This is a genomic window from Methylophaga sulfidovorans (assembly GCF_900114205.1).
Taxonomy (GTDB): Bacteria; Pseudomonadota; Gammaproteobacteria; order Nitrosococcales; family Methylophagaceae; genus Methylophaga; species Methylophaga sulfidovorans.
Genome location: NZ_FOSH01000003.1, coordinates 13,479 through 37,348, shown reverse-complemented (window position 1 = coordinate 37,348; position 23,870 = coordinate 13,479). Strand labels below are relative to the sequence as shown.

The following is a 23,870-nucleotide window of genomic DNA, read 5'->3' as shown; positions in this document are numbered from 1 at the left end:
CGTGTCCAGATGTGCAGGAATTAATGACTTACAGCTCAAAAGGACCGACTTTAACCAACATTTCCGTTTCATGTTGGCCAGCAAAATGTTGTTGGCGATCAAACATCACAGAATGATTCAACTGTGTATTTAGTTTATTCGCCAGGCTCTCGAATAAGGCCCATGACGCACGATTATCGGGAGTGATCGTGGTTTCGATATATTTCACGGGTTTGCAGATATCACGTTCTAAGATGTGGCGGAGCATACGGCTTGCAAGCCCTTGTCCTCTTGCTTTTTCACCAACCGCGACTTGCCAGATAAATAAGGTGTCAGGCTGTTTAGGTAGAACGTACCCAGAAATAAATCCAACGAGGGTTCCATCCATCTCTGCAGCCACTGAAGTCTGAGAAAAATGACTGCTTTGCAGCAAATTACAGTACATGGAATTGGTATCAAGGGGAGGACAGGCTGAAATTAAATCAAAGACGGAGGCACCGTCTTCAGCTGTAGGCTCTTTTAATGTAATTGAAGCTTTTTCCGGTTTATTGTTAGTCATTATATAAATAGCTCTATTGTTTATATCTCTATTGTTTTTTTACTTGAAAAAAGCCTGAAAAATCTAGAAAACACATTACATTTCATAATAAACAGCAACTTGCGCAAATAATTCAGGCTGTTAATGATTTAATATATATAGTACACTAAATAAATATATTGTCCAGCCCGAGATTAATAACGTATATTCAATAGATGACATTACAGTTACATGACAACAAACAATGGCTTTGTTTTCTGATTGAAGATGAAACCTATGCACATGCAGTAAGTAAGATAAAGGAAGTTCACGACTATCTGATACCGGTGCCTGTACCTGGTTCACCTTCTTATGTGGAAGGCGTACTCAATATAAGAGGCGAAATAGTCACTATTGTTTGTAGCAGGAAATTATTAGGAATTGATGAGGCAGATAAGCATCGTCACATCATTATTATCGAATCACAGAATGGCTTAGTTGGTATTACTGTTGATGAAGTTGTGAAAATTACCTTGCTGGATTTACAACAAATGGTACCTGTAGAACAAAAAAATACTTTGAGCCCTATCTATGCCACTGTAAAACATAAACAACAGCTAATTATATTGGTCGATTTTGAACGTTGTTTTAATCAAATGGAAAATTATGAGTAAAACTATCGGTTTAAATTTAGATGCAGTTTATAATCTTGATCTAACTGATGAACAGAAGGATCACCTGTTGAACCAAATTGAAGAAGTATTGATTGCATTAAGACGCGTTATCCGTGCAACTGATTTGCACTCTAAATATCTTGCAAAGACAACTAGCCTAACCGCTCCACAAATTTTGCTGTTACAAAGCCTCAGAGATAAAGGGCAAATTACGATTGGTGAGCTTGCAAATGAAATGAGCCTGAGTCAGGCAACGGTGACAACCATTGTTGATCGTCTGGAAAAACGTGAACTTGTCTATCGTATGCGCTCTGAGTCGGATAAACGTAAAGTTCATGTGCATCTAACAGACAGTGCATTGGAAATCCTGAAAAAAGCGCCGATTCCTTTACAAGAGCAATTTACCCGCCAGTTTGGCGATCTACAGGAATGGGAGCAAACAATGATTATTTCTGCCCTCAAGCGTGTGGCTCAAATGATGGATGCCCAGCACATAGATGCCTCACCAGTTTTAGATATTGGTTTGTTAGACAGGCACGATGGCTTGATCGATACCCACACACCTTTTCTCGACGAAAAAGACAAAAGCTAATGCTTGAGTAATAAACTCAGTTGAGAGACAGGCAGTGGATGACTGAAATAAAACCCCTGAAACTCTGCACAGCCTAACTTTCTTAATACGTCAGCCTGCTCGCTTGTCTCAACACCTTCCGCAATAGTACAAAGCTGTAAGTTATCGGCTAACTGCACAATTGTTTGTGCTATCGCACAATCTTTACTATTGGTAACAATTTCTTCCACAAATGTACGATCAATTTTTAGGGTATCAATAGGAAAATTCTTCAAATAACTCAATGAAGAATATCCCGTACCAAAATCATCAATCGCCAGACGTACACCCAATTTTTTTAATGAGAAAAGTAATGGAATCGTCTCTGCGGTATCCTTTAACATAGCCGTTTCCGTGATTTCCAGTTCAAGTGTCTCTGGTAGTAAACCACTCTCTTTCAGGGTTTTTCTTACGGTTTCAAGCAGGTAAGATTGCGTGAATTGTGAAGCAGATAGATTCACAGCTATCCGATATGCACAGCCTGATTCTTGCTGCCACTGTCTCACCTGACAGCAAGCCTGCATCAATACCCAGTTCCCAATCGACAATATCAGACCTGTTGATTCAGCAATTTCAATAAAGTAGCCAGGCGTTAATAAGCCTTTTGTAGGGTGACGCCAACGCAGTAATGCTTCAAGACCAACAATCGCCATACTTTCAGCATCATATTGAGGTTGATAATAAACCTCGAACTGATCGTCGGACAGTGCTGCCCGTAAATCATTCTCCATTTCTAAACGTAATTTTAGGTAGTTATCCATGCTTTCAGAAAAGAACTGATAATTATTCCTGCCCTTCTCTTTTGCGTGATACATAGCTACATCAGCATGCTGTAACAGTGTCTCTACATTATGGCCATCATTAGGGTAAAGCGTAATCCCGACACTAATCGAAATATGTAAGTGTTTTTCACTAATAAAAAAAGGAGACGAGAAAGCACCAATGAGACGGTTTGCAATTTCAGCAACCTGCTCAACTCGACTTATATCATCAAGTAATACGGTAAATTCATCACCGGCTAAACGGGCAACCCGGTTATCAGTATCATAATTGGCTTTAGCCACCAGATCCGAATCTCTCACACATTCCCGTATCCGCTGTGCAGACTGGCACAACACTTCATCGCCAATGTGATGTCCATAGGTATCATTAATATATTTAAATCTGTCCAAATCCAGAAACATCAAAGCAAATTGCACCTGATGACGTTTTGCACTGGCAATAGCTGTTTCTAATTGTTCAATGAATAAACGTCTATTGGGTAAGTCGGTCAGCGTATCGTAATAAGCATAATAGGTAATTTCTTGTTCAGACTGTTTTCTTGAGGTGATATCGTGCAAAGTCCCGACAATCCGCCACTGACCATATTCAAAGCTAATATCTGTTCGTTCATTCACAAACAAAACACTGCCATCAGATCGGATTATTCGGTATTCGATATCGTATGACTGTTTTTCATAGATGGCTTGCTTAAGCGCTATGATTAATTTTGTCCGATCTTCAGGGTGTATTTTTTTCAGAGCAGATCGGACGGTCAGGTTCATTTCTTTGGGGAAGCCCAACATATCAAACATATCTGAGGAGCACTCAAGAAACTCTGACTCAAAATCCCACTCCCAATACACCAGATTAGCAATGGATTGCGCCTTAGCTAATTTGTTTTTATTAAGGCTTAATTCTTGTAAGGTTCTGTTAGCTTTTAGAATATAACGAACTCTGTGCTTGAAAAGTGGCCACTTTAGAGGTTTGGTAATGAAATCTGTCGCACCGGATTCAAATGCCTGCTCAATATCTTCAACATCATCAAGTGCCGTAACCATAACAATGGCACATTCTACGCCTTTAGGTAAGGCGCGCAGTCTGGCGCAACATTCAAAACCATTCATACCAGGCATGGAAACATCAAGTAATGTGATATCAGGCTTGTAAAGAGTGAATTGAACTATAGCTTCTTCACCAGAGGCAGCCTCAACAATCTGTAATTCAGTCGATGTTAAAGCTTGTGTCATTAACATCCTTGTGACTGGATTGTCATCAACAATTAACACCACTTGCTTTTTGATGGTATTTGCCATCAAATCCTCCGCCATTGTCCATTTAATAGTGACGTCAGTTCATCATAATAAGTATCTAGTTTATCTATATATGTATCAATTTGGTCAAGATTATTTTCTCGACCCAACTGTTCTATCTCTCTTGCCAGCTCAGCGATAGCTGTGGCACCGATATTCAATGAACTTGATTTAAGCGCGTGTGCAGATTTAAATAATTGTTCTGCGCTTTCCTCTATAAACGCCTGTTTAATTGCTTGTATCAAATCAGGCGTATGTTGCATATAGACCTGAAATATTTGTTGTACGATCTCATCGCCATTCTCGCCTATACCGTCAACAATCTCCATATTAAGGGTAGGATTCAACTCACTAACTTCTTTGTTGTTGTATGATCCTGAACCAGGCTCAATCGCTTTTCCTAAAAATTTATTAACTAAATCAATTAGTTTATTCAGTTCGATAGGTTTTATTAAAATATCATCAGCACCAGCAGCATAAAAATCTAACTTAACTTGTTCATTTGCATCTGCCGTTAATGCAATGATTGGGGTGGTAATCTGTAAAACCTTACGTAGATGATCTGTCGCCATAACACCATTCATCAAAGGCATGTGGTAATCCATGAATATCATGTCATAATTCTGTTCACTACATGATGTTATCGCCTCTTCGCCATTAGCCACCAGTGTCACTGTACAGCCAAGCTTTTCTAACAAACCCAAAGCGACAGACTGATTGACTTCATTGTCCTCTGCCACAAGTACATGATTCACTTTTTTTTCATCAATGGATGAATTGCTCTGAACTACCTCCTCAGGTAAGGTACTTGTCACCGAGACAATATCAACTGGAATCGTGAACCAAAAACTGTTTCCCTGAGTAGAAGTTTTCACTCCATGCTCGCCATGCATCAACTGAACTAAATAGGCATAAATAGTTAGACCTAAACCTAGTCCTGGATATTGCTGTTGATCATTTAACGAGGATTGCTGAAATGGCTCAAAAATACGTTCTTTTTCATCGTCATTGATAACCGTAGCAGAATCACTCACTGTCAATGTTAAAAAGTGCTGTTTATCCTTGGAGAATTCGCTGACAGAGAGTTCAATATCACCTTGCTCAGTAAACTTTATTGCATTATCAATGAGATTATTTAGAACATTTCTGAGCTTATGTGGATCGAGCATTACTTCCATGCCAGAACACGTCATATTTAAAGATAATATATTTTTCTTTTGTCTTGCTTTGGCGTAATTAACTTCAACCACAGACTTAAGAAAGCGATATAAATCAACTTGCTCGACCTCAAGAGTAAGTTGGTTTTCACTGAGTTTCGCATAATCTTGTAACTGGTTTACCACGTCTAATAAATGATGCATTGAATCATTTATTAGACTAATCGCTTCATTGCTTTTAGCCTCTGTTATATGCACCTTAAGCAACTCAATATAACTAATCACTCGAGACAAAGGCGTTTTCAGTTCCCGGCTAATAACACTAATCATCCCGGATTTAGCATCATCCGGCCGTGCAAGCCGGTTAATGGCATCACTTAGCACCTTATCTCGTTCGCTAAGATCTATCTCTAATTGCTGTTTTTGTTCTGTCAAAGCCTGTTTATCGGCATTAAGTTTGGTGAAGTTTTGCCTTAATATTTCAAACGCATTTCCACTACTGGGCACTGAGCTATCAGACTCTCCAGACACCTGGCGGAATAAGCGACTTAAAGGCAAAACATAACTTGTTGTAGAAAGCCATATTAATGCCAGCAAAAAACACACAGGATAAAAATAACCATACAAGACCAATAGAATAAAGGCTTAAATGGTGTATTAAGTAAGTACTTATCGACGGAGAGATAGACACTTGCTACAGCATTTTTGCTATCCAGTACTGGATACAGAAAATGAATAACATCAGAATCTGAATAAATCTGCTTTTTGGCTACTACTCCATCGTGTTGCCATTGTTCGATAATCTTATTTGAGATTGATGTGTTCTGCTTTTGATAATGCAAAAGGATCGTTCCATCTTTATCAAACACGATGGATTGCTTGATATATGGATAGGCTTGTAGCCATGACAATGAACCTTGCTTAACCTTAGAAACCGGTTTATCTGCCACTGCTAAGTTAGCTGATACAACCTGCAAGCTGCTCAAGCTGTTGTTGATTTGCCTTATCAATAAGTGATTTGTATTGAAAAAGAAAAGCGACAAGCAGCAGGATCGCCATCAATAAGATCATCCACCATCTGCTAGTTAAACTGCTCTTACTAAGCATAAACACAGCGGTCACTTAAAGAACGACAAGCTGTGTAAATAATAATGAATGGATAAATAGTGAAAATGGGACCGGATCAGGAAAAGGCAAATCAATTGTAGAAAGCTTACTATCTAAAAAACACATATTGCCCCTCCTTGTTGTTTCAACCTTGAAAATATTCATGACCTCTATACTCAGTTCACTCTATATGTTGTCGTCCTTATCTTGTATATATTTAATAATAATGAAAAAGTTTATGTTTTTAAGGTGCTGGATTAGGAATGCTTTGGTGAATAAGCTCGATTTCTGCCAGTAACTCTTCGGTTAATGTCAGTTCTTCACTAGCTATATTATTTTTAAGCTGCTCCATACTGGTTGCCCCGATAATATTAGTCGTTAAAAAAGGTCGTGAATTAACAAAGGCCAGTGCCATTTGGGCAGGATCGAGTTGGAAACGTCTGGCAAGTTCTACATAGCGGCGTGTCGCTTCAACTGCCTGAGGATTACTATATCGGCTGTAGTTAGGCCAGCGTGTTAGACGAGAATTTTCGGGTTGTTCATTAAGATATTTACCAGTCAGTACACCAAACCCTAATGGGGAATATGCCAGCAAGCCAACTTGTTCACGATGGCTAATCTCAGCACAACCTATTTCATACGTTCTGTTTAATAAGCTGTAGGGATTCTGCACACTGACCACCAGAGGTAAATCCATAGCTTTAGCCAATGTAATAAATTGCATAATCCCCCATGGGGTTTCATTGGATAAACCTATATGTCGAATTTTTCCTGCCAGAATTTGTTTCTTCAAACCTTGCAAAGTATCGATAATCGGTGTCAGATTTTGCTCATCAGCCGCTTGCTGATAACCCAGTCGACCAAAATAGTTTGTATTTCTTTCAGGCCAGTGTAATTGGTATAAATCAATATAGTCTGTCTTGAGTCTTTTCAGGCTGGCATCAACGGCAGCTTCAATTGTTTTTTCCTCAAATCGTGTACCACCACCCCTGATATGTGAAACCCAGTCGCCGCCAGGACCAGCCATTTTACTGGCAAGAATGATGTCATCCCGGCGACCTCTTTTTTGCAGCCAATTACCAATAATCTCTTCTGTCGCACCATAAGTCTCTGCACATGGCGGTATCGCATATAACTCTGCCGTATCAATAAAATTCACACCCTGGCTAACAGCATAATCCAGCTGTTCATGACCTTCCTGTTCTGTATTTTGCTCTCCAAAAGTCATGGTACCGAGACAAATACGACTTACATTCAGATCTGTATTACCAAGAGTATTGTATTGCATACGAACAGTTACCTTTTAATATCGATGGAAGGCATTAATCATACAGTAGCCATTTTATTTGCTAAACAAGGGATAAAAAAAAGGGTGGCTAAAAAAAGCCACCCTACTCCAAAAAGGAGATTTACGCAGATAGGATTACTGACGTACAGGTCAGTGAACGCCAGTGAAATTATGACTGCACGAATGAATAATTTATCCATTGGAATTAACGAATGAAAATGACTTAGTGAACAGCTAAATAAGAAAAAGGCGATGATGGAACCATCATCGCCTTCTCAAAACAGGGAGTAGAAATTACACCATTGACGATAGTCTCAGGTAACGTTATGACACGCTAGAGAAATATTGGTTGCAAAAAAGAATGTAAAGTTATGAAAAAAATAAGCCAGCTCATCGGGAATGAGCTGGCTAAAGGGTGGTTTGAACTGCTAACAAGGATAGTTCGATATCGATACTAGCACTCGGGCGCGAAATTTCTGTGAAATTTATTGACGGGCATAAACATCATTGTCGATATAAAATAACGGTTCATCATTTGCATCAATTCTGATATTTCTTCTAACAAATGATGGCTTCATATAAAACCAATTAAAAATCAAACACTTAATATTTTCTAATACGACTAAATAAATCATAAGTATTTTTTTGGTGCAATGATCTCTTAATTAAGGTGCATAAAAAAGGAAACAATATGCATTCACTTGCATTGCTAAAACCTATTCAATCTATTCTATGGAGCGTTGCTTTGCTTCTATTAGGGAATGGATTAATCAGCACTCTATTGACTCTACGAGGCACAACTGAAGGTTTTTCAAGTGCCATCATGGGTATCATCATGTCGAGCTATTTTATTGGCTTTATATGTGGAACCTGGGTGAGTGGAAGACTGATACGTCGCATGGGACACATCCGGACGTTTGCATTCTGTGCCTCTATTTGTGCCTCAGCTGCACTTTTACATATTATTTTTATTGATGCCTGGGTGTGGATTGTTCTGCGTTTCTTTTATGGGCTTGCCTATATTACCCTGATGACTGTCATTGAAAGCTGGCTAAACAGCCAGGCAGCAAGCCATGAACGCGGACGTATTTTTGCTTTTTATATGGTAGTCAATTTAGGTGCCTTAACACTCGCACAGCAATTGTTGCATATCGCCAGTCCCGATAAGTTTCTTCTATTTGCCATCGTCTCCATTCTGATTAGTTGGGCCATACTGCCACTTACATTAACGCGCCGAAACCAGCCGGTCATTAATTCAGCAAGACCAAAAAGCAGCTTAAAAAACTTATTAAAGATCGCACCGCTTTCAGTTGCAGGTTCAACTCTGTCAGGCTTAGCTATGGGAGCATTCTGGGCTATGACACCGATCTATGCCACAGAACTTGGCTACGATATTAGTGGAATTGCACTGATAATGAGTTTGACTATTCTGGGCGGTGCAGCTTTGCAGATCCCTATTGGGCGTTATTCAGATAAACACGATCGCCCCAAAGTCATCACCTGGGTGGTGACGTTAGCAGGCATCATCGCTCTATCAATTGCAGTTATTCCCTCTCAAACTGCATTATTAGCCATCTTTTTTATTTGGGGAGGCTTATCTTTCTCTATCTATCCGCTCTCAGTTGCACAGCTCATTGACCAATTACACCCTGACGAAATTGTTTCCGGTTCATCGGATATGCTGGTTCTTCATGGCTTAGGTTGTGCATTTGCACCCGTGATATCCGGTTCGCTAATGACTTTTATAGGCGCACAAGGATTGCCACTTTATATCGGCGCCGTATTATTAATTCTGGCGGCTTATACAGTCTATCGTCGCCGTCGTGTTGTTGATCTTGTCAGTGGAAATAATGCACATTTCGAACCTATGGTTCAGACCAGTTCCCAAGTGCTCAGCATGATGTTTGATCAACCACAAAGAGACTTATTTGATGATCCAAGCTTTTATGGAGAAGAAGAACGTGAGCGGATCATTAATGCTTTAAGACAAAGTGGCTCATGATCTGAATCGTTTTGAAAAACAAGAGAATAATTGGTCGGGACAGAAGGATTTGAACCTTCGACCCCTTGCACCCCATGCAAGTGCGCTACCAGGCTGCGCCATGCCCCGACGATAATATTGTTAATCTATTGATGCTTGAGATAAGCCCGATTAACGAGGTCGCTATATTAGCAAAGCCCGGCCTGAAAAAACAGGCCGGGCAATCGCTTTTTTAACTTTTAAGTGTGTTTTTCAGCTAGCGCTTGCCAAGTACTGACAACAGTATCAGGGTTAAGTGAAATACTGCTGATGCCACGCTCTAATAACCATTCAGCCAGGTCTTCATGATCTGAAGGTCCTTGACCACAGATACCGACATATTTATCCGCTTTCTTACATGCTGTAATAGCCATATCAAGCATCTTCAGTACAGCAGGATTACGCTCATCAAATGAACTTGCAACTAAAGCTGAATCACGGTCTAAGCCCAGCGTTAACTGAGTCATATCATTTGAACCGATAGAGAAGCCATCGAAGAATTCAAGGAATTCATCCGCCATCACAGCGTTGGATGGTAATTCACACATCATGATCAAACGCAGACCATTTTTACCACGTTCCAGACCGTTTTCTTTGAGTAAGTTAACCACTGACTCAGCTTCAGCTAAGGTGCGAACAAATGGGATCATTAACTCAACGTTTGTTAATCCCATTACATCACGAACACGCTTCATGGCTTCAATTTCAAGTTTGAAGCATTCTGCAAAATCTTCTGATGAATAACGTGAGGCACCACGGAAACCGATCATTGGATTTTCTTCTTCAGGCTCAAATAATGTACCGCCAATCAGATTAGCGTATTCATTTGATTTGAAGTCAGACATACGAACAATCACAGTCTCAGGATAGAACGCTGCAGCGATGGTGGATACGCCTTCAGTGATACGGCTGATATAGAACTCTACTGGATCACCGTAAGCCGTTGTACGTTCTTTAATCGCTTGCTTAACTTCACCTTCCATCTTGTCAGCATTCATCAATGCTTTTGGATGGATACCAATCATGTTGTTGATGATGAATTCCAGACGGGCCAGACCAACGCCTTTATTCGGTAACTGAGCAAAGCTGAATGCACGATCCGGATTACCGACATTCATCATAATTTTGACAGGTAACTCAGGCATATTGTCGAGTTCTTCCACACGGTGTTCAAACTCGAGTAAGCCAGCATAGATGTTACCTTCATCACCTTCGGCGCATGATACGGTGACTTCTGTGCCTTCTTGCACTTTTTCTGTAGCGTCGCCACAGCCAACAACTGCCGGAATACCTAATTCACGAGCAATGATCGCCGCATGACAGGTACGGCCACCACGGTTAGTGATAATCGCTGAGGCGCGTTTCATGATAGGTTCCCAATCAGGATCTGTCATGTCTGTTAATAATACGTCGCCTTCCTGGAATTTATTCATTTGATCAAGGCTGTTTAATAAACGTACTTTACCTTGACCAATTTTGCTGCCGATAGCACGACCAACTGAAATCAACTCACCTTGCTGTTTCAGAACAAATGTTTCACGAACATTTTTCTTGCTACGGCTTTGAACTGTTTCCGGACGCGCCTGAACGATGTAGATACGTCCGTCATTACCATCTTTAGCCCACTCCACATCCATTGGACGCTGGTAGTGTTTCTCGATAGTGACAACCATTTTTGCTAAAGACTCGACTTCTTCGTCACTCAGGCAGAAATGTAAACGCTCATCTTCATCAACATCAACTGTTTTAACCGGTGATGAGGCTTCACCAGAATAAACCATCTTAATTGCCTTATGACCAACAGTACGACGTAAGACAGATGGACGACCAGCTTCTAGTGTATTTTTATGAACATAGAATTCGTCAGGATTAACGGCACCTTGTACCACCATTTCACCCAGACCATAACTGCCAGTAACAAATACAACGTCACGGAAGCCGCTTTCAGTATCCAGCGAGAATGCCACACCAGCACTGGCAATATCAGAACGTACCATTTTTTGGATACCCGCTGATAAGGCCACTTCACTGTGATCAAAACCTTGGTGATCGCGATAAGCAATAGCACGGTCATTAAATAATGATGCAAATACTTCGCGAATCGCTTTTTTGATATTGTCTAAGCCGGAAACATTCAGGAATGTTTCTTGTTGTCCAGCAAAAGAGGCATCAGGTAAATCTTCTGCTGTAGCAGATGAACGAACCGCGAAACTGGCTTCTGAACCGTATTCTTTTTCCAGTGCAACGTATGCCTCATCAATGGCTTTTTCCATTGCTTCCGGATAAGGAAGAGTCATGATCCAATCACGAATTTCCTGACCTGTTTTTTGCAAAGCAGCGACGTCATCGACATCCAGCTCACGCAAGCGATCATTGATTTTACTCTGGAGGCCATCGTGCAGAAGAAATTCCCGGTAAGCATCCGCAGTTGTGGCAAAACCACCTGGGACATCAACTCCTAGAGGGGCGAGATTTTGCAGCATTTCACCTAAAGAGGCGTTTTTACCACCCACTCTGCCGACATCCTCCATGCATAGCTTATCCAGAGAGATAACATATTCCGACATAGTTATAACTACCTTGCTTTTATAGATTTATTAAACATTAAGACCGACTCTCTAACACGTTCTCTACCTAGACCAAGCGCTCGAACTACGCGACTAGAGATTTCTTCGATCGATGTATCGGTTGTTTCAAAAACGGCAACACCCGCTTTATCAAACATAGATTGTGCTTGTGCCAATTCAGCCTGACAAATTTCCAGTGAAGCATATTCACTTCCAGGGCGACGCTGGCGTCTGATTCGACTTAATGGCACAGGTTTAATCGTTAACCCAACAAGTTTATCAATATTATCCAATAAACATTGAGGTAATTCATCTGATGATAAGTCTTCTGGCGTAAGTGGATAGTTTGCCACTTTGAGTGAAAAGTTCATCGCCAAATAAAGACTGGTTGGTGTTTTCCCACAGCGAGAGACGCCAGCTAGAATAACATCGGCATCATTATAATGATCAGGTCTTACGCCATCATCATGTGTAAGAGCAAAATCAATCGCATCTAATCGGCGCTGGTATGTGGTATCACTGAATGCGATACGGGAAACACCTTGCTTGTGTGATGATTCCACACCAAAAAAGCTTTCAAGAGAGCCAATATAGCTATGAAACAAGCTGATGACACACGCATTTGCGCTCTCAATAATATATTGCTCATCATCGTGCACTAATGTGCTGAAAACTACAGGCTTAAGATTAGACTCGAGACTGGTTTCATTTATTTTTTCTCGTGCCTGCAACGCTTTTTCTGGTGTATCCACAAAAGCTAGCGTAATGGTCTCAAATTCCAAATCAGGGAATTGGGCAAGCAAACACTTTCCATAAGATTCGGCAGTAAGTCCGGTACGGTCTGAGACAAAGAAGACTTTCCGTATCTGTTCAGAATATTGTAGTTCTGTTTCTGTCATGTGTTAATCATGTGCCGAAATACAGGAATTGATCAACAAAAATTTATGCTTAGACAAATCAATGTTTACTCAATTCAGACCATACCGTATATATAAATTTAGTGAGGAAAAAGACTATCTGCGTCGCTTTCGATACTAAAATACGGCAATCAAAACCGTGAATAATCGCATCTTTTTACACGAAAAACCAGACTTAATCGTTATATTATTCAGTTTAAACATGGCGCACATCCGAGTAGATAGTGATATGAAACCAGGATATGAAAGGCATATATATTAATGAATGTATTTATCCATCCTAATGAAGCGCTTCACAATGAAGCAGCTCCACTCCCGTTAATCCCCGCCTGTGAACATTTTGCAGGTAATCGCCATATATTATTAAAAGCGTTCTCACTTCAGTCTGAATACGGTCCTGTTTTCGATATTACCTGTGATTGTGAAGACGGTGCGGCTTCGGGAGAAGAAATACAACATGCCAATATGCTTGTTGAGATTCTCAACAGTGAGCACAATATTCATCACATGTCCGGCGTCCGTATTCATGGCCGTGAGCATCCTGTATGGCAACAAGAAGTCGATATTTTGTTATCTGGAGCAAGAGAGAATATTCGTTACCTTACGATTCCAAAGGCAAATAATGCGGAAGATGTTGAGGTCATGATTGAATATATTCAGCAAGCTTGTGACAAATACCATCTAAAAGCTATACCTGCGATACATATTTTAATCGAAACACACGGTGCATTAAGAGATATCCATCAAATTGCAGCGATAGAACCTGTGCAAGTGCTGGATTTTGGCATTATGGACTTTATCAGTGCGCATCAAGGTGCCATCAGACATGATGCTATGTATAGTCCGGCGCAATTTGAACATGCACTGATTGTCAGAGCCAAAACAGAAATAGTAAGCGCCGCCGTAGCCGCTGGCTGTATCCCCTCACACAATGTCACCCTTGCTATTAAAGATGCCCAAAAAACCTTTGACGATGCCTACCGCGCGCGTCATCAATTTGGTTTTATGCGGATGTGGAGTGTTCATCCCGTTCAGATCAAAGCGATCATTGAGGCCATGTCTGCCAGTTTTGAGCAACTCCAGCTTGCCACTGATATTTTACTCACGGCACAACAGAACAGCTGGGCACCAATACGTCTGGACGATACGTTATATGATAAAGCTTCGTATCGTTACTACTGGCAACAACTGCAGCAGGCGCATGTTTCAGGTACCGCTCTGCCAATTGATGCACAACAGCGTTTTTTTAATTAAACGGTCGTTTGGAAAAGATGGCTCTGCTAGAAGGCAGGTTAACCAAGGCAAGCCAGATAACAAGTACCAATGACAATGAGTTGAATACAAAAAAGCCCATGTAAGCAATCTTACATGGGCCTTTTTTTAAGCGGTGAGAAACCTAATTTAAAAATGTTCTTAGTTCTTCAAGCTCTTTTAGTAGCTCTCGTACAATCTGCTTCTGATCTGTTTGATTTTCGGCAGTAGAACTTGTTTTTGCATCGGTTTCCAGTTGCTGTCTGGCGCCACCAATGGTGAAGCCTTGCTCGTATAACAAGCCACGAATCTCGCGAATCAACACCACATCATGCCGTTGATAATAACGACGATTACCTCGACGTTTAACCGGCTTGAGTTGTGAAAACTCTTGTTCCCAGTATCTTAGAACATGCGGTTTTACACCACATAGTTCACTCACTTCACCAATGGTGAAATAACGTTTTGCAGGTATTACAGGGAGTTCGTTGTTGTTACTTGCTTCCAGCATAATTGTCCACCCTTGCCTTCAATTTTTGTCCGGGTCTGAACGTGACCACGCGACGGGCTGTTATTGGGATTTCTTCACCAGTTTTTGGGTTACGGCCAGGCCTTTCACTTTTATCTCTTAACTCGAAATTACCAAAACCAGATAACTTTACTTGTTCACCTTTTTCTAGTGCCGTACGAATTTCTTCAAAAAACATTTCAACTAATTCTTTTGCTTCACGTTTATTGAAACCTAATTCGTCGTACAACTGTTCTGTCATATCGGCCTTAGTCAGTGCCATGTCTACCTCAAATTAATTCTTATTGTGTTATTAAACGATTTTAAGATCTTATCGTTGCATGAAGTTTTTGCGCCAGGGCTTCTGTCACATTATTCAGCAATGAGTCGACTTCATCATCTGTTAAAGTTCGTTCTTTATGCTGGAGTATAAAGGCTACTGCCAAACTCTTCTTACCAAGCTCGACTCCATCTCCACTATATACGTCAAATAATTGAAATGACTTAAGAATATCAGAATCGATCTCCCTCAGGCAATCTTCGATTTGACCGGCACTAATTGCATCATCAACCAATAATGCCAAATCACGACGTAATGCAGGGAATTTTGATAGCGTTTCGAATTCTGGTACATCTGTATCAAGTACGTCAGACAAGCTTAATTCAAACACATAAACCTTGCCATCAATATCGAGTGGTTTATTCAATTTTGGATGTAAAGCCCCCAGCCACCCTATAGCTTTGCCATTTTTATAAACACGTGCAGACTGCCCAGGATGCAATGCCGGATGAGACTCGACTTCAAATGTTATTTGACCACCGCCCAGTTTGAGCAGCGCTTCAACATCCGATTTGATATCAAAAAAATCGACATTCCGCGGCTTTTGAGACCATTGCTCGGCATATTGGCTACCATAGATCAAACCACCAATTTGACGATGCTGCTCAATATTCTCCAGCGTACCTTTAAATACACGTCCTACTTCAAACAGACGAATCCGTTCATGCTGGCGATTGGCATTATAAACCATAGCTTGCACTAAGCCTGACCATAGTGATGTTCTCATCACTGACAGATCAGCTGAAATCGGATTGGCTAATTTAATAGGCGCGGATGTGTCTTCAGCGAGTAATTGCTGAATTTTAGGTTCTACAAAACTGTAGGTTACGGCCTCATAATAACCACGGTCCACTAATACGTTCTGTAAACGCTCAACAGGTGTCAATGTTTCAGTAATGTTGGTAGTTAATACTGTTCCCTGAGGTCGTGTATTTGGCAATTTATCGTAACCATACAGACGCCCTAACTCTTCTATTAAATCAACTTCAATAGACAGGTCAAAACGGAACGAAGGCACCGATACTTGCCAGCCACCATCGACATCTTTGACAACGAGACCTAAGCGTGTTAACTGTTCAGACACCGTTTCTTTATCTAATTCTAGCCCGAGCACGCGTTTGATTCTGTCTGCTCGTAAATGAATGCTGGCTATCTCCGGTAAATCTTTTTCACTGCATTGTTCAATAACAGGACCCGCTTCACCACCCACAATTTCAAGCAATAAAGCCGTAGCCCGGTTCATCGCTGAGTTAGCTAATTCAGGATCAACACCGCGCTCGAAACGATGCGATGAGTCGGTATGCAAACCGTAGTTGCGTGCTTTACCAGCGATCGCTTCAGGTGCAAAAAACGCGGCTTCTAAAAATAAAGATGTTGTTTGTGAACTGACAGCAGACTCTTTTCCGCCCATCACACCCGCAAGCGCGAGCGGTTTCGTTGAGTCAGAAATTAATAAAGTCCCGGCCTGCGTTTCAATTTCTTGTCCGTCTAACAAGGTCAGTTTTTCACCCTGTTGAGATAAACGCACATTAATAGCTTGTTCGATCTTATCCAGATCAAAGGCATGCATAGGTTGCCCTAATTCAAGCATGACATAGTTGGTCACATCAACCACAGGACCTAAACTTCTTAAACCACTACGGCGAAGCTTCTCTTGCATCCACACAGGTGTTTCCGCTGCAGGATTAATATTTTCGATGACTCGTCCCAGATATCGTGGACAGGCAGCGGTTGCTTCAACCTTAACGTCAAACGTCTTAGAAGATGTAGCACTAATAGCTTCACATGCGACAGCCTTAATATCTTCTGAGGTCAGTACGCCCACTTCACGTGCTACACCAGCCACACTCAAACAATCACTACGGTTTGGTGTCAGATCGATATCAATCGCCTGGTCATCTAAATCCAGATAAACACGGAAATCTTCGCCAACAGGTGCATCATCAGCAAGCTCCATCAAACCATCAGCCGATTCCGTCAGGCCTAACTCTTTTGATGAGCACAACATACCAAACGATGGCACACCACGCAGTTTGGCTTGTTTAATTTTGAAATTACCGGGTAAAACAGCACCAATCACAGCAACTGGAATTTTTAGTCCTTCACGAACATTGCTTGCACCGCAGACAATATCCAGTAACTCATCGCTACCCACATTCACTTTTGTCAGACGTAATTTATCGGCATCAGGATGCGGCGTGACAGAGGTCACTTGTCCCACAACGACGCCTGAAAAATCACCTGCCACAGCCTCTAAAGCATCAACTTCGAGACCAGCACCAGTGAGTTTCTCTACTAAAGCATCTGTATCAAGTGCAGGGTTTACCCACTCTCGTAACCATTTTTCACTAAACTTCATTGTCTTATCTCGTCGCTTAACTGAATTGTTTCAGGAAACGTAAATCGTTTTCAAAGAACATACGTAAGTCATTAACGCCGTATCTCAACATCGCCATACGCTCAACACCTAAGCCAAATGCAAAGCCCAGATACTTTTCACTATCAATGTTGACGTGTTTGAATACATTTGGATGAACCATGCCGCAGCCGAGTATTTCAATCCAACCTGTATGACTACATACGCGACATCCTTCACCACCACAGATAACGCACTCAATATCCGCTTCAGCTGAAGGCTCAGTGAACGGAAAATAGGATGGACGAAAACGTACTTTTAATGGTTTCTCAAAGAATGCCTGCAGGAAGTCTGACAAAATACCTTTCAGATCAGTAAAGCTGATATTTTCATCCACCATCAGACCTTCAATCTGGTGAAACATCGGCGTATGCGTTAAGTCTGAGTCACAGCGATAAACTCTGCCCGGCGCAATCAAACGTAATGGTGGCTGTTCTTCTTCCATCACACGGATTTGAACCGGTGAGGTATGTGTTCTTAATAATTTATCGGCATCAAAATAAAATGTGTCATGCATGGCACGAGCAGGATGATGCTCAGGAATATTGAGGGCGGTAAAGTTGTGATGACCATCTTCAATTTCAGGGCCTTCAGCGACATCAAAGCCAATATTCTTAAAGTAACGTTCAATACGTTGTAATGTGCGTGTTACCGGGTGTAAACCACCAATCTCACTATTACGACCTGGTAATGTAACATCGACTGTTTCTGCGGCTAAAGCAGCTTGCATCGCCATTTCAGACAAGGTTTTATTTCTAGCGTCGATCAATGCAGAAACATCTTGTTTGGCAATATTTACCGATTTACCAATAACAGGACGCTCTTCAACGCCCACATTAGCTAACCCTTTCAGGTAGGCTGTGATTTTGCCTTTTTTACCTAAAAACTCAACGCGAACATTATCTAAAGTCCGATTATCATTCGCTTCTGCAATTGCCGTTTTAGCAGACTCAACAATGTCGTTTAAAGCTTGTAACTGTGTGTCCAGTTCAGCCATTATTACCCCCGTCTGAGGAACAATATTCAGAAACAAAAAAGGGCCGTTTTGGCGGCCCTTTTCTACTTACATGCAAACACGTAGGTTTAATCAATAAACCAACGATTTAGTTTGCCAGTGCAGCTTTCGCTTTTTCTGCAAGTGCAGCAAATGCAGCTTCGTCATGTACAGCGATATCGGCCAACACTTTACGATCAATTTCGATAGAGGCTTTTTTCAGACCATCGATCATTCTGCTGTAAGACATTCCGCACTCACGTGCAGCAGCATTGATACGTGCAATCCATAAAGTACGGAAATTACGTTTTTTCTGGCGACGGTCACGATAAGCATATTGACCTGCTTTTGTGACAGCTTGGACAGCTACACGGTATACGTTCTTACGACGACCGTAATAACCTTTAGCTTGATCAAGAACTTTTTTATGGCGAGCACGTGCTGTGACGCCGCGTTTTACTCTAGGCATTAGAAAACTCCCTCAATTACAGGTTAGGCAACATCTTACGAACTGACATGTGATCTGCTTTACAGATTGTCAGAGTAGAACGTAATTGACGTTTACGCTTAGTGCTTTTTTTGGTCAGGATATGACTGGTGAAAGCTTGTGAGCGCTTGAATTTTCCGCTACCAGTGCGTTTAAAACGCTTAGCAGCACCACTATGGTTTTTTAATTTAGGCATTGAATTAACAACTCCGCATTGAAAGTTTATATAGTTATTTTTTACTGTTAGGAGCCAAAACCATAATCATTTGACGCCCTTCTTTCTTAGGTCGTTGTTCAACACTAGACAGGTCTTTAAGATCTTCTGCAACTCGTTCGAGTAGCTTAAGACCCAAGTCCTGATGCGCCATTTCACGTCCACGAAATCGGAGGCTGACTTTAGTTTTGTTCCCGCTTTCTAGGAAACGTATCAGGTTGCGTAGTTTTACCTGATAATCCCCTTCTTCTGTTCCAGGTCGGAATTTAACTTCCTTCACCTGAATTTGTTTTTGTTTCTTTTTAGCTAGCGCTTTCTGCTTGCCTTCTTCAAACAAAAACTTACCGTAATCCATGATACGGCACACTGGTGGAGACGCTTGTGGCGCAATTTCCACCAAATCCAGATCAGCTTGTTCGGCTCGTTCTAACGCGTCTCTCAGCGTCACGATGCCAACTTGCTCACCATTAGAATCTGTTAATCGTACTTCTTTGGCTGTGATTTCTCCATTCAGCCTTTTTTGATCTGTAGCGATGTTCTAATCCTCTATAATTATTCGACCGCGACTCGCAACATCGTTCTGTAGCAAGCCAACAAAGTCCTCAAGTTGCATTGCACCTAGGTCTTCGCCTTTTCGAGTGCGTACTGCCACGGCATTATTTTCTGCTTCACGTTCACCCACAACAATTAAGTATGGTACACGACGTAAAGTGTGCTCGCGTATTTTAAAGCCAATCTTCTCGTTTCTCAAGTCCGAATCGACTCTAAATCCTTGTTTCTGCAAATTGTTGGTGATATTTCTGACATATTCAGATTGTTTATCACTGATTCCCATTACAACAACTTGCTTAGGTGCAAGCCATGTTGGGAATGCACCAGCATACTCTTCTATTAGGATACCGATGAATCTTTCTAATGAGCCAAGGATTGCCCTATGCAGCATAACGGGCACTTGTTTACTGCCATCATCTGCGACATATGCCGCATCCAGACGTCCAGGCATAGAGAAGTCAACCTGAATAGTACCGCACTGCCACACACGACCGAGACAATCTTTTAATGAGAACTCAATCTTTGGTCCGTAGAATGCACCTTCACCCGGCTGTAAATCCCAGTCCAGTTCTGCGGCATTTAATGCTTGTTCTAAAGCATGTTCAGCCTTATCCCATACCTCATCACTACCCACTCTGTTTTCAGGGCGAGTCGATAATTTAACGATGATTTCATTAAATCCGAAGTCAGCATAAACCTCATGTAATAATTCGATGAAAGTAGCGACTTCTGATTGAATTTGATCTTCAGTACAGAAAATATGCGCATCATCTTGGGTAAATCCGCGCAAACGCATCAGGCCATGTAAGGTGCCTGATGGTTCGTTACGATGACATGAACCAAATTCAGCCATACGCAAAGGTAAGTCTCTGTAACTTTTCAGACCTTGATTAAAAATCTGAATATGACAAGGGCAGTTCATTGGTTTGACGGCATAGTCACGATTTTCAGAATGCGTAGTGAAAATCATGTCACCGAATTTGTCCCAGTGACCAGACTTTTCCCATAAAGTACGATCAACAACCTGAGGTGTGCGCACTTCCTGATAACCGTTATCACGTAAAACGTCACGAATATAGTTTTCAACCACACGGTAAATGCGCCAACCATTATCGTGCCAGAAGATCATTCCGGTCGCTTCTTCCTGTAAATGGAATAAGTCGAGGTTCTTGGCAATTTTACGATGGTCACGCTTTTCAGCTTCTTCCAGACGATGTAAATACGCTTTAAGCGCTTTTTTATCTTGCCAGGCCGTGCCATAAACACGCTGCAACATTTCATTATCAGAATTACCGCGCCAATAAGCACCGGCCAGCTTCATCAATTTAAAGGCTTTTAATTTACCAGTACTAGGAACGTGTGGACCACGGCATAAATCGACAAAATCGCCTTGGCGATAAACCGATAAAGTTTCGCCTTGTGGAATATCTTCCAGGATTTCAGCTTTATAGACTTCACCCATGTCACGGAATAATTCGATACCCGCATCACGAGAAATTTCTTCACGAACCACAGGAAGATCTTGTTTTACAATATCTTCCATACGCTTCTGGATTTTGTCTAAATCATCCGGCGTAAATGCTTCTTTATAGGAGAAGTCATAATAGAAGCCGTCTTCAATAACGGGGCCGATGGTGACCTGAGCTTCAGGATAAAGCTGCTTCACAGCCTGAGCCATTAGATGCGATGTAGAGTGACGAATGACATCCAGGCCATCTTCATCACGCTCGGTGATAATAGCTACCTCGGCATCGTGGTCAATGACAAATGACGTATCAACCAGCTTGCCATCAACTTTCCCTGCTAACGCAGCACGAGCTAAGCCTGTACCAATATCAGCGGCAACATCATGGATAGAAACGGGATGATCAAATTGGCGTTGAGAGCCATCGGGAAGTGTTACTGAAATCATTATGAAATCCTGGTTGTGGCCGATACAAAGGGCCTTAAAAACCAAAAAAGCGCCTGAGCGCTTTTGAATATACTGGTAGGCACGAGTGGATTCGAACCACCGACCCCCACCATGTCAAGGTGGTGCTCTAACCAACTGAGCTACGTGCCTGCCGTGAAGCTGCGAAATTATACGCAGCTACCGACAGATTGCAAGCCCTTTAGATAACTGCTGGGCCCAGCGCGACCTTACGTAGATGTTCCAGATCATCACGCAACTTGGCAGCCTCTTCAAATTCAAGGTTTTGCGCGTGTTTGTACATGGCGTTTTCAATCTGCTGAATACGTTTAGCCAGTTGCTGCGGTGTAAGTGCGGCGTACTTGGCTTGCTCTTTGGCAACTTCTGCGGCATGTTTGTCGTTAGCCGGTTTGGACATTGCCTCGTCCATCCCCATTCGAATGGCTTTTTTGATGCCCTGAGGCGTAATGCCATGTTCTTCATTATAGGCAATCTGTTTTTCCCGACGACGGTCAGTCTCATCAATCGCACGTCTCATAGAGCCGGTGATTTCATCGGCATACAAAATAGCTCGACCATTCAGGTTTCTGGCAGCACGCCCTATTGTTTGAATAAGAGATCGATCGCTGCGAAGGAAGCCTTCTTTATCTGCATCCAGTATTGCTACTAATGAAACTTCCGGTATATCCAAACCTTCTCGTAATAAGTTGATACCGATAAGCACATCAAACTCACCGAGCCGTAAATCACGAATAATCTCGACCCGCTCTACGGTATCGATATCAGAATGCAGATAACGCACTTTGACATTGTGCTCACGTAAATACTCGGTCAGATCTTCTGCCATGCGTTTAGTTAGCGTAGTAATTAATACCCGCTCACCAATGGCAGCACGCTTATTAATTTCAGACAAGACATCGTCCACTTGCGTCCCTACTGGTCTGATTTCCACTTGTGGATCGACAAGCCCTGTTGGCCTGACCACTTGTTCAACAATCGTGCTGGAGTGTTCATTTTCATATTTGCCCGGTGTGGCTGAGACAAAGATGGTTTGTGGGGCTAACTTTTCCCATTCTTCAAACATCAAAGGTCGGTTATCTAAAGCAGAAGGCAAACGGAAACCATAATTGACCAGAGTCTCTTTTCTGGAACGATCACCTTTATACATAGCACCAATTTGCGGCACCATAACGTGGCTTTCGTCGATCACCAGAATGGCATCATCTGGCAGGTAATCGAATAAGGTCGGGGGAGCTTCTCCCGGACTACGTCCTGATAAATGTCTGGAATAGTTTTCAATGCCGTTGCAATAGCCAAGCTCCAGTAACATTTCGATATCAAAGCGGGTGCGTTGTTCTAAACGCTGTGCTTCCACCAACTTATTATCGGCATTCAAATGTTCCAGCCGTTCTTTTAACTCTTCTTTGATTGCATCAACGGCTTTCAATATATTTTCGCGCGGTGTGACATAGTGCGTTTTGGGGTAAATGGTAATACGACCTAGCCTTTGCAGGATTTCACCAGTGAGTGGATCAAAATAGCTTATCTGCTCAACTTCATCGTCAAATAACTCCACTCTGACGGCATCACGTTCAGATTCTGCCGGGAAGATATCAATAACCTCCCCTCTGACCCGATAAGTACCACGATGCAGTTCAACATCGTTGCGGCTGTATTGCAGCTCAGTCAGACGTCGCAAAATATTCCGCTGACTGATGACATCACCTTGCACCAAATGTAAAACCATCTCAAGGTAGGCATCTTTTTCACCCAAACCATATATACAGGACACACTGGACACGATAATCGCATCCCGTCTTTCCAACATGGCTTTGGTTGCCGACAAACGCATTTGTTCAATCTGCTCGTTAACCGACGCATCCTTATCTATAAAAGTATCTGAAGATGGTACGTAGGCTTCCGGCTGATAATAATCATAATAGGAGACAAAATATTCCACCGCATTGTTGGGGAAAAAGTCTTTCATCTCACTATATAATTGCGCGGCTAGTGTCTTATTCGGTGCCAGAACCATTAGCGGTCGGCCCAGAGCTTGCGCAACATTGGCAATGGTAAACGTTTTACCTGAACCTGTTACCCCAAGCAGGGTTTGCCACATTTCACCGTTTTCCAAGCCTTCAATCAAAGTCTTGATTGCGGTTGGTTGATCTCCGGCGGGAGAAAATTCGCTGACTAGCTGAAAATGTTTACTCATACGTCTTTAGCATCGATTATGTTTGGCGTATATTATTGAGATATTTATCAATTTACCGTGTTAAATGAAGGAAAGA

At 41.9% G+C, this 23,870-nt stretch carries 20 protein-coding genes and 2 tRNA genes; 4 read left to right on the top strand and 18 right to left on the bottom strand.

The features are described from left to right. Positions 1-28: 28 nt before the first annotated feature. Positions 29-538, bottom strand: coding sequence for a diaminobutyrate acetyltransferase (ectA, locus tag BM232_RS02810; protein ID WP_091711671.1), 510 nt, complete (start codon positions 536-538; stop codon positions 29-31). 194 nt (positions 539-732) lie between these two features. Between ectA and BM232_RS02805 the strand changes: the two genes are divergently transcribed. Both BM232_RS02805 and BM232_RS02800 read left to right on the top strand, forming a co-directional pair. After that, positions 733-1,170, top strand: coding sequence for a chemotaxis protein CheW (locus BM232_RS02805; RefSeq protein WP_091711670.1), 438 nt, complete (start codon positions 733-735; stop codon positions 1,168-1,170). Continuing rightward, the gene (locus BM232_RS02800; protein WP_091711669.1) at positions 1,163-1,762 is read left to right on the top strand and encodes a MarR family winged helix-turn-helix transcriptional regulator; all 600 of its coding nucleotides are present in this window, start codon (positions 1,163-1,165) and stop codon (positions 1,760-1,762) included. The genes BM232_RS02805 and BM232_RS02800 overlap by 8 nt, the downstream gene beginning before the upstream one ends. On the opposite strand, the gene BM232_RS02795 is transcribed toward BM232_RS02800, so the two are convergent. The 4 genes from BM232_RS02795 to BM232_RS02780 all read right to left on the bottom strand — a co-directional run bounded on the left by BM232_RS02795 (position 1,759) and on the right by BM232_RS02780 (position 7,404). Continuing rightward, a complete protein-coding gene (locus tag BM232_RS02795) occupies positions 1,759-3,855 on the bottom strand; it encodes an EAL domain-containing protein (RefSeq protein ID WP_091711668.1) in 2,097 nt (698 codons plus the stop codon). The two genes, BM232_RS02800 and BM232_RS02795, sit on opposite strands and share 4 nt — an antisense overlap. Continuing rightward, entirely contained in the window at positions 3,855-5,606 is a 1,752-nt protein-coding gene (locus BM232_RS02790) for a hybrid sensor histidine kinase/response regulator (RefSeq protein ID WP_143092252.1), read from the bottom strand. Before BM232_RS02790 ends, BM232_RS02795 begins: the two co-directional genes overlap by 1 nt. Continuing rightward, entirely contained in the window at positions 5,594-5,995 is a 402-nt protein-coding gene (locus BM232_RS02785; RefSeq protein WP_143092251.1) for a hypothetical protein, read from the bottom strand. The genes BM232_RS02790 and BM232_RS02785 overlap by 13 nt, the downstream gene beginning before the upstream one ends. Before the next feature lie 365 nt (positions 5,996-6,360). Next, positions 6,361-7,404 carry an NADP(H)-dependent aldo-keto reductase gene (locus tag BM232_RS02780; RefSeq protein ID WP_091711665.1) on the bottom strand — a complete coding sequence of 348 codons (1,044 nt, stop codon included), beginning with the start codon at positions 7,402-7,404 and terminating at the stop codon, positions 6,361-6,363. Positions 7,405-8,095: 691 nt separating this feature from the next. On the opposite strand from BM232_RS02780, the gene BM232_RS02770 reads away from it, so the two are divergent. Beyond that, complete coding sequence (locus BM232_RS02770) at positions 8,096-9,406, top strand: MFS transporter (protein ID WP_091711663.1); 1,311 nt, start codon at positions 8,096-8,098, stop codon at positions 9,404-9,406. A 31-nt stretch (positions 9,407-9,437) separates the two neighbouring features. Here the strand turns inward: BM232_RS02770 and BM232_RS02765 are convergent. The 3 genes from BM232_RS02765 to BM232_RS02755 form a co-directional block, all read right to left on the bottom strand. After that, positions 9,438-9,514: transfer RNA gene (locus BM232_RS02765), tRNA-Pro, on the bottom strand. Between the two features lie 110 nt (positions 9,515-9,624). Next, positions 9,625-11,991, bottom strand: coding sequence for a phosphoenolpyruvate synthase (ppsA, locus tag BM232_RS02760; RefSeq protein ID WP_091711662.1), 2,367 nt, complete (start codon positions 11,989-11,991; stop codon positions 9,625-9,627). A gap of 8 nt (positions 11,992-11,999) precedes the next feature. Beyond that, positions 12,000-12,890 (bottom strand): pyruvate, water dikinase regulatory protein, encoded by an 891-nt coding sequence (locus BM232_RS02755; protein WP_091711661.1) that lies wholly within the window; start codon positions 12,888-12,890, stop codon positions 12,000-12,002. Between the two features lie 279 nt (positions 12,891-13,169). Here BM232_RS02755 and BM232_RS02750 point away from each other — a divergent pair, with 279 nt between their 5' ends. Then, the gene (locus tag BM232_RS02750; protein WP_091711660.1) at positions 13,170-14,162 is read left to right on the top strand and encodes an HpcH/HpaI aldolase/citrate lyase family protein; all 993 of its coding nucleotides are present in this window, start codon (positions 13,170-13,172) and stop codon (positions 14,160-14,162) included. Between the two features lie 142 nt (positions 14,163-14,304). Here BM232_RS02750 and BM232_RS02745 read toward each other — a convergent pair whose 3' ends face one another. From BM232_RS02745 to uvrB, 10 genes are all read right to left on the bottom strand, one after another. After that, positions 14,305-14,670: a MerR family transcriptional regulator gene (locus BM232_RS02745; protein ID WP_091711659.1), complete on the bottom strand. Its 366-nt coding sequence runs from the start codon at positions 14,668-14,670 to the stop codon at positions 14,305-14,307. Continuing rightward, a complete protein-coding gene (gene ihfA / locus BM232_RS02740) occupies positions 14,654-14,950 on the bottom strand; it encodes an integration host factor subunit alpha (RefSeq protein ID WP_091711658.1) in 297 nt (98 codons plus the stop codon). Before ihfA ends, BM232_RS02745 begins: the two co-directional genes overlap by 17 nt. Before the next feature lie 40 nt (positions 14,951-14,990). After that, on the bottom strand, positions 14,991-17,366 hold the full coding sequence (pheT, locus tag BM232_RS02735; protein WP_091711657.1) for a phenylalanine--tRNA ligase subunit beta: 2,376 nt from the start codon (positions 17,364-17,366) through the stop codon (positions 14,991-14,993). A 16-nt stretch (positions 17,367-17,382) separates the two neighbouring features. Next, positions 17,383-18,420 carry a phenylalanine--tRNA ligase subunit alpha gene (gene pheS / locus BM232_RS02730; RefSeq protein WP_091711656.1) on the bottom strand — a complete coding sequence of 346 codons (1,038 nt, stop codon included), beginning with the start codon at positions 18,418-18,420 and terminating at the stop codon, positions 17,383-17,385. A gap of 106 nt (positions 18,421-18,526) precedes the next feature. Continuing rightward, on the bottom strand, positions 18,527-18,886 hold the full coding sequence (gene rplT, locus BM232_RS02725) for a 50S ribosomal protein L20 (RefSeq protein ID WP_091711655.1): 360 nt from the start codon (positions 18,884-18,886) through the stop codon (positions 18,527-18,529). 16 nt (positions 18,887-18,902) lie between these two features. Continuing rightward, positions 18,903-19,100: a 50S ribosomal protein L35 gene (rpmI, locus tag BM232_RS02720; RefSeq protein WP_007145589.1), complete on the bottom strand. Its 198-nt coding sequence runs from the start codon at positions 19,098-19,100 to the stop codon at positions 18,903-18,905. A 34-nt stretch (positions 19,101-19,134) separates the two neighbouring features. After that, positions 19,135-19,653, bottom strand: coding sequence for a translation initiation factor IF-3 (gene infC, locus BM232_RS02715; RefSeq protein ID WP_091711654.1), 519 nt, complete (start codon positions 19,651-19,653; stop codon positions 19,135-19,137). A 3-nt stretch (positions 19,654-19,656) separates the two neighbouring features. Continuing rightward, positions 19,657-21,582, bottom strand: a complete 1,926-nt coding sequence (gene thrS, locus BM232_RS02710; RefSeq protein WP_091711653.1) for a threonine--tRNA ligase — start codon at positions 21,580-21,582, stop codon at positions 19,657-19,659. Positions 21,583-21,655: 73 nt separating this feature from the next. Beyond that, positions 21,656-21,732 (bottom strand) — tRNA-Val (locus BM232_RS02705). A gap of 49 nt (positions 21,733-21,781) precedes the next feature. Next, positions 21,782-23,794, bottom strand: a complete 2,013-nt coding sequence (uvrB, locus tag BM232_RS02700; protein ID WP_091711652.1) for an excinuclease ABC subunit UvrB — start codon at positions 23,792-23,794, stop codon at positions 21,782-21,784. Between the last annotated feature and the right edge of the window lie 76 nt (positions 23,795-23,870).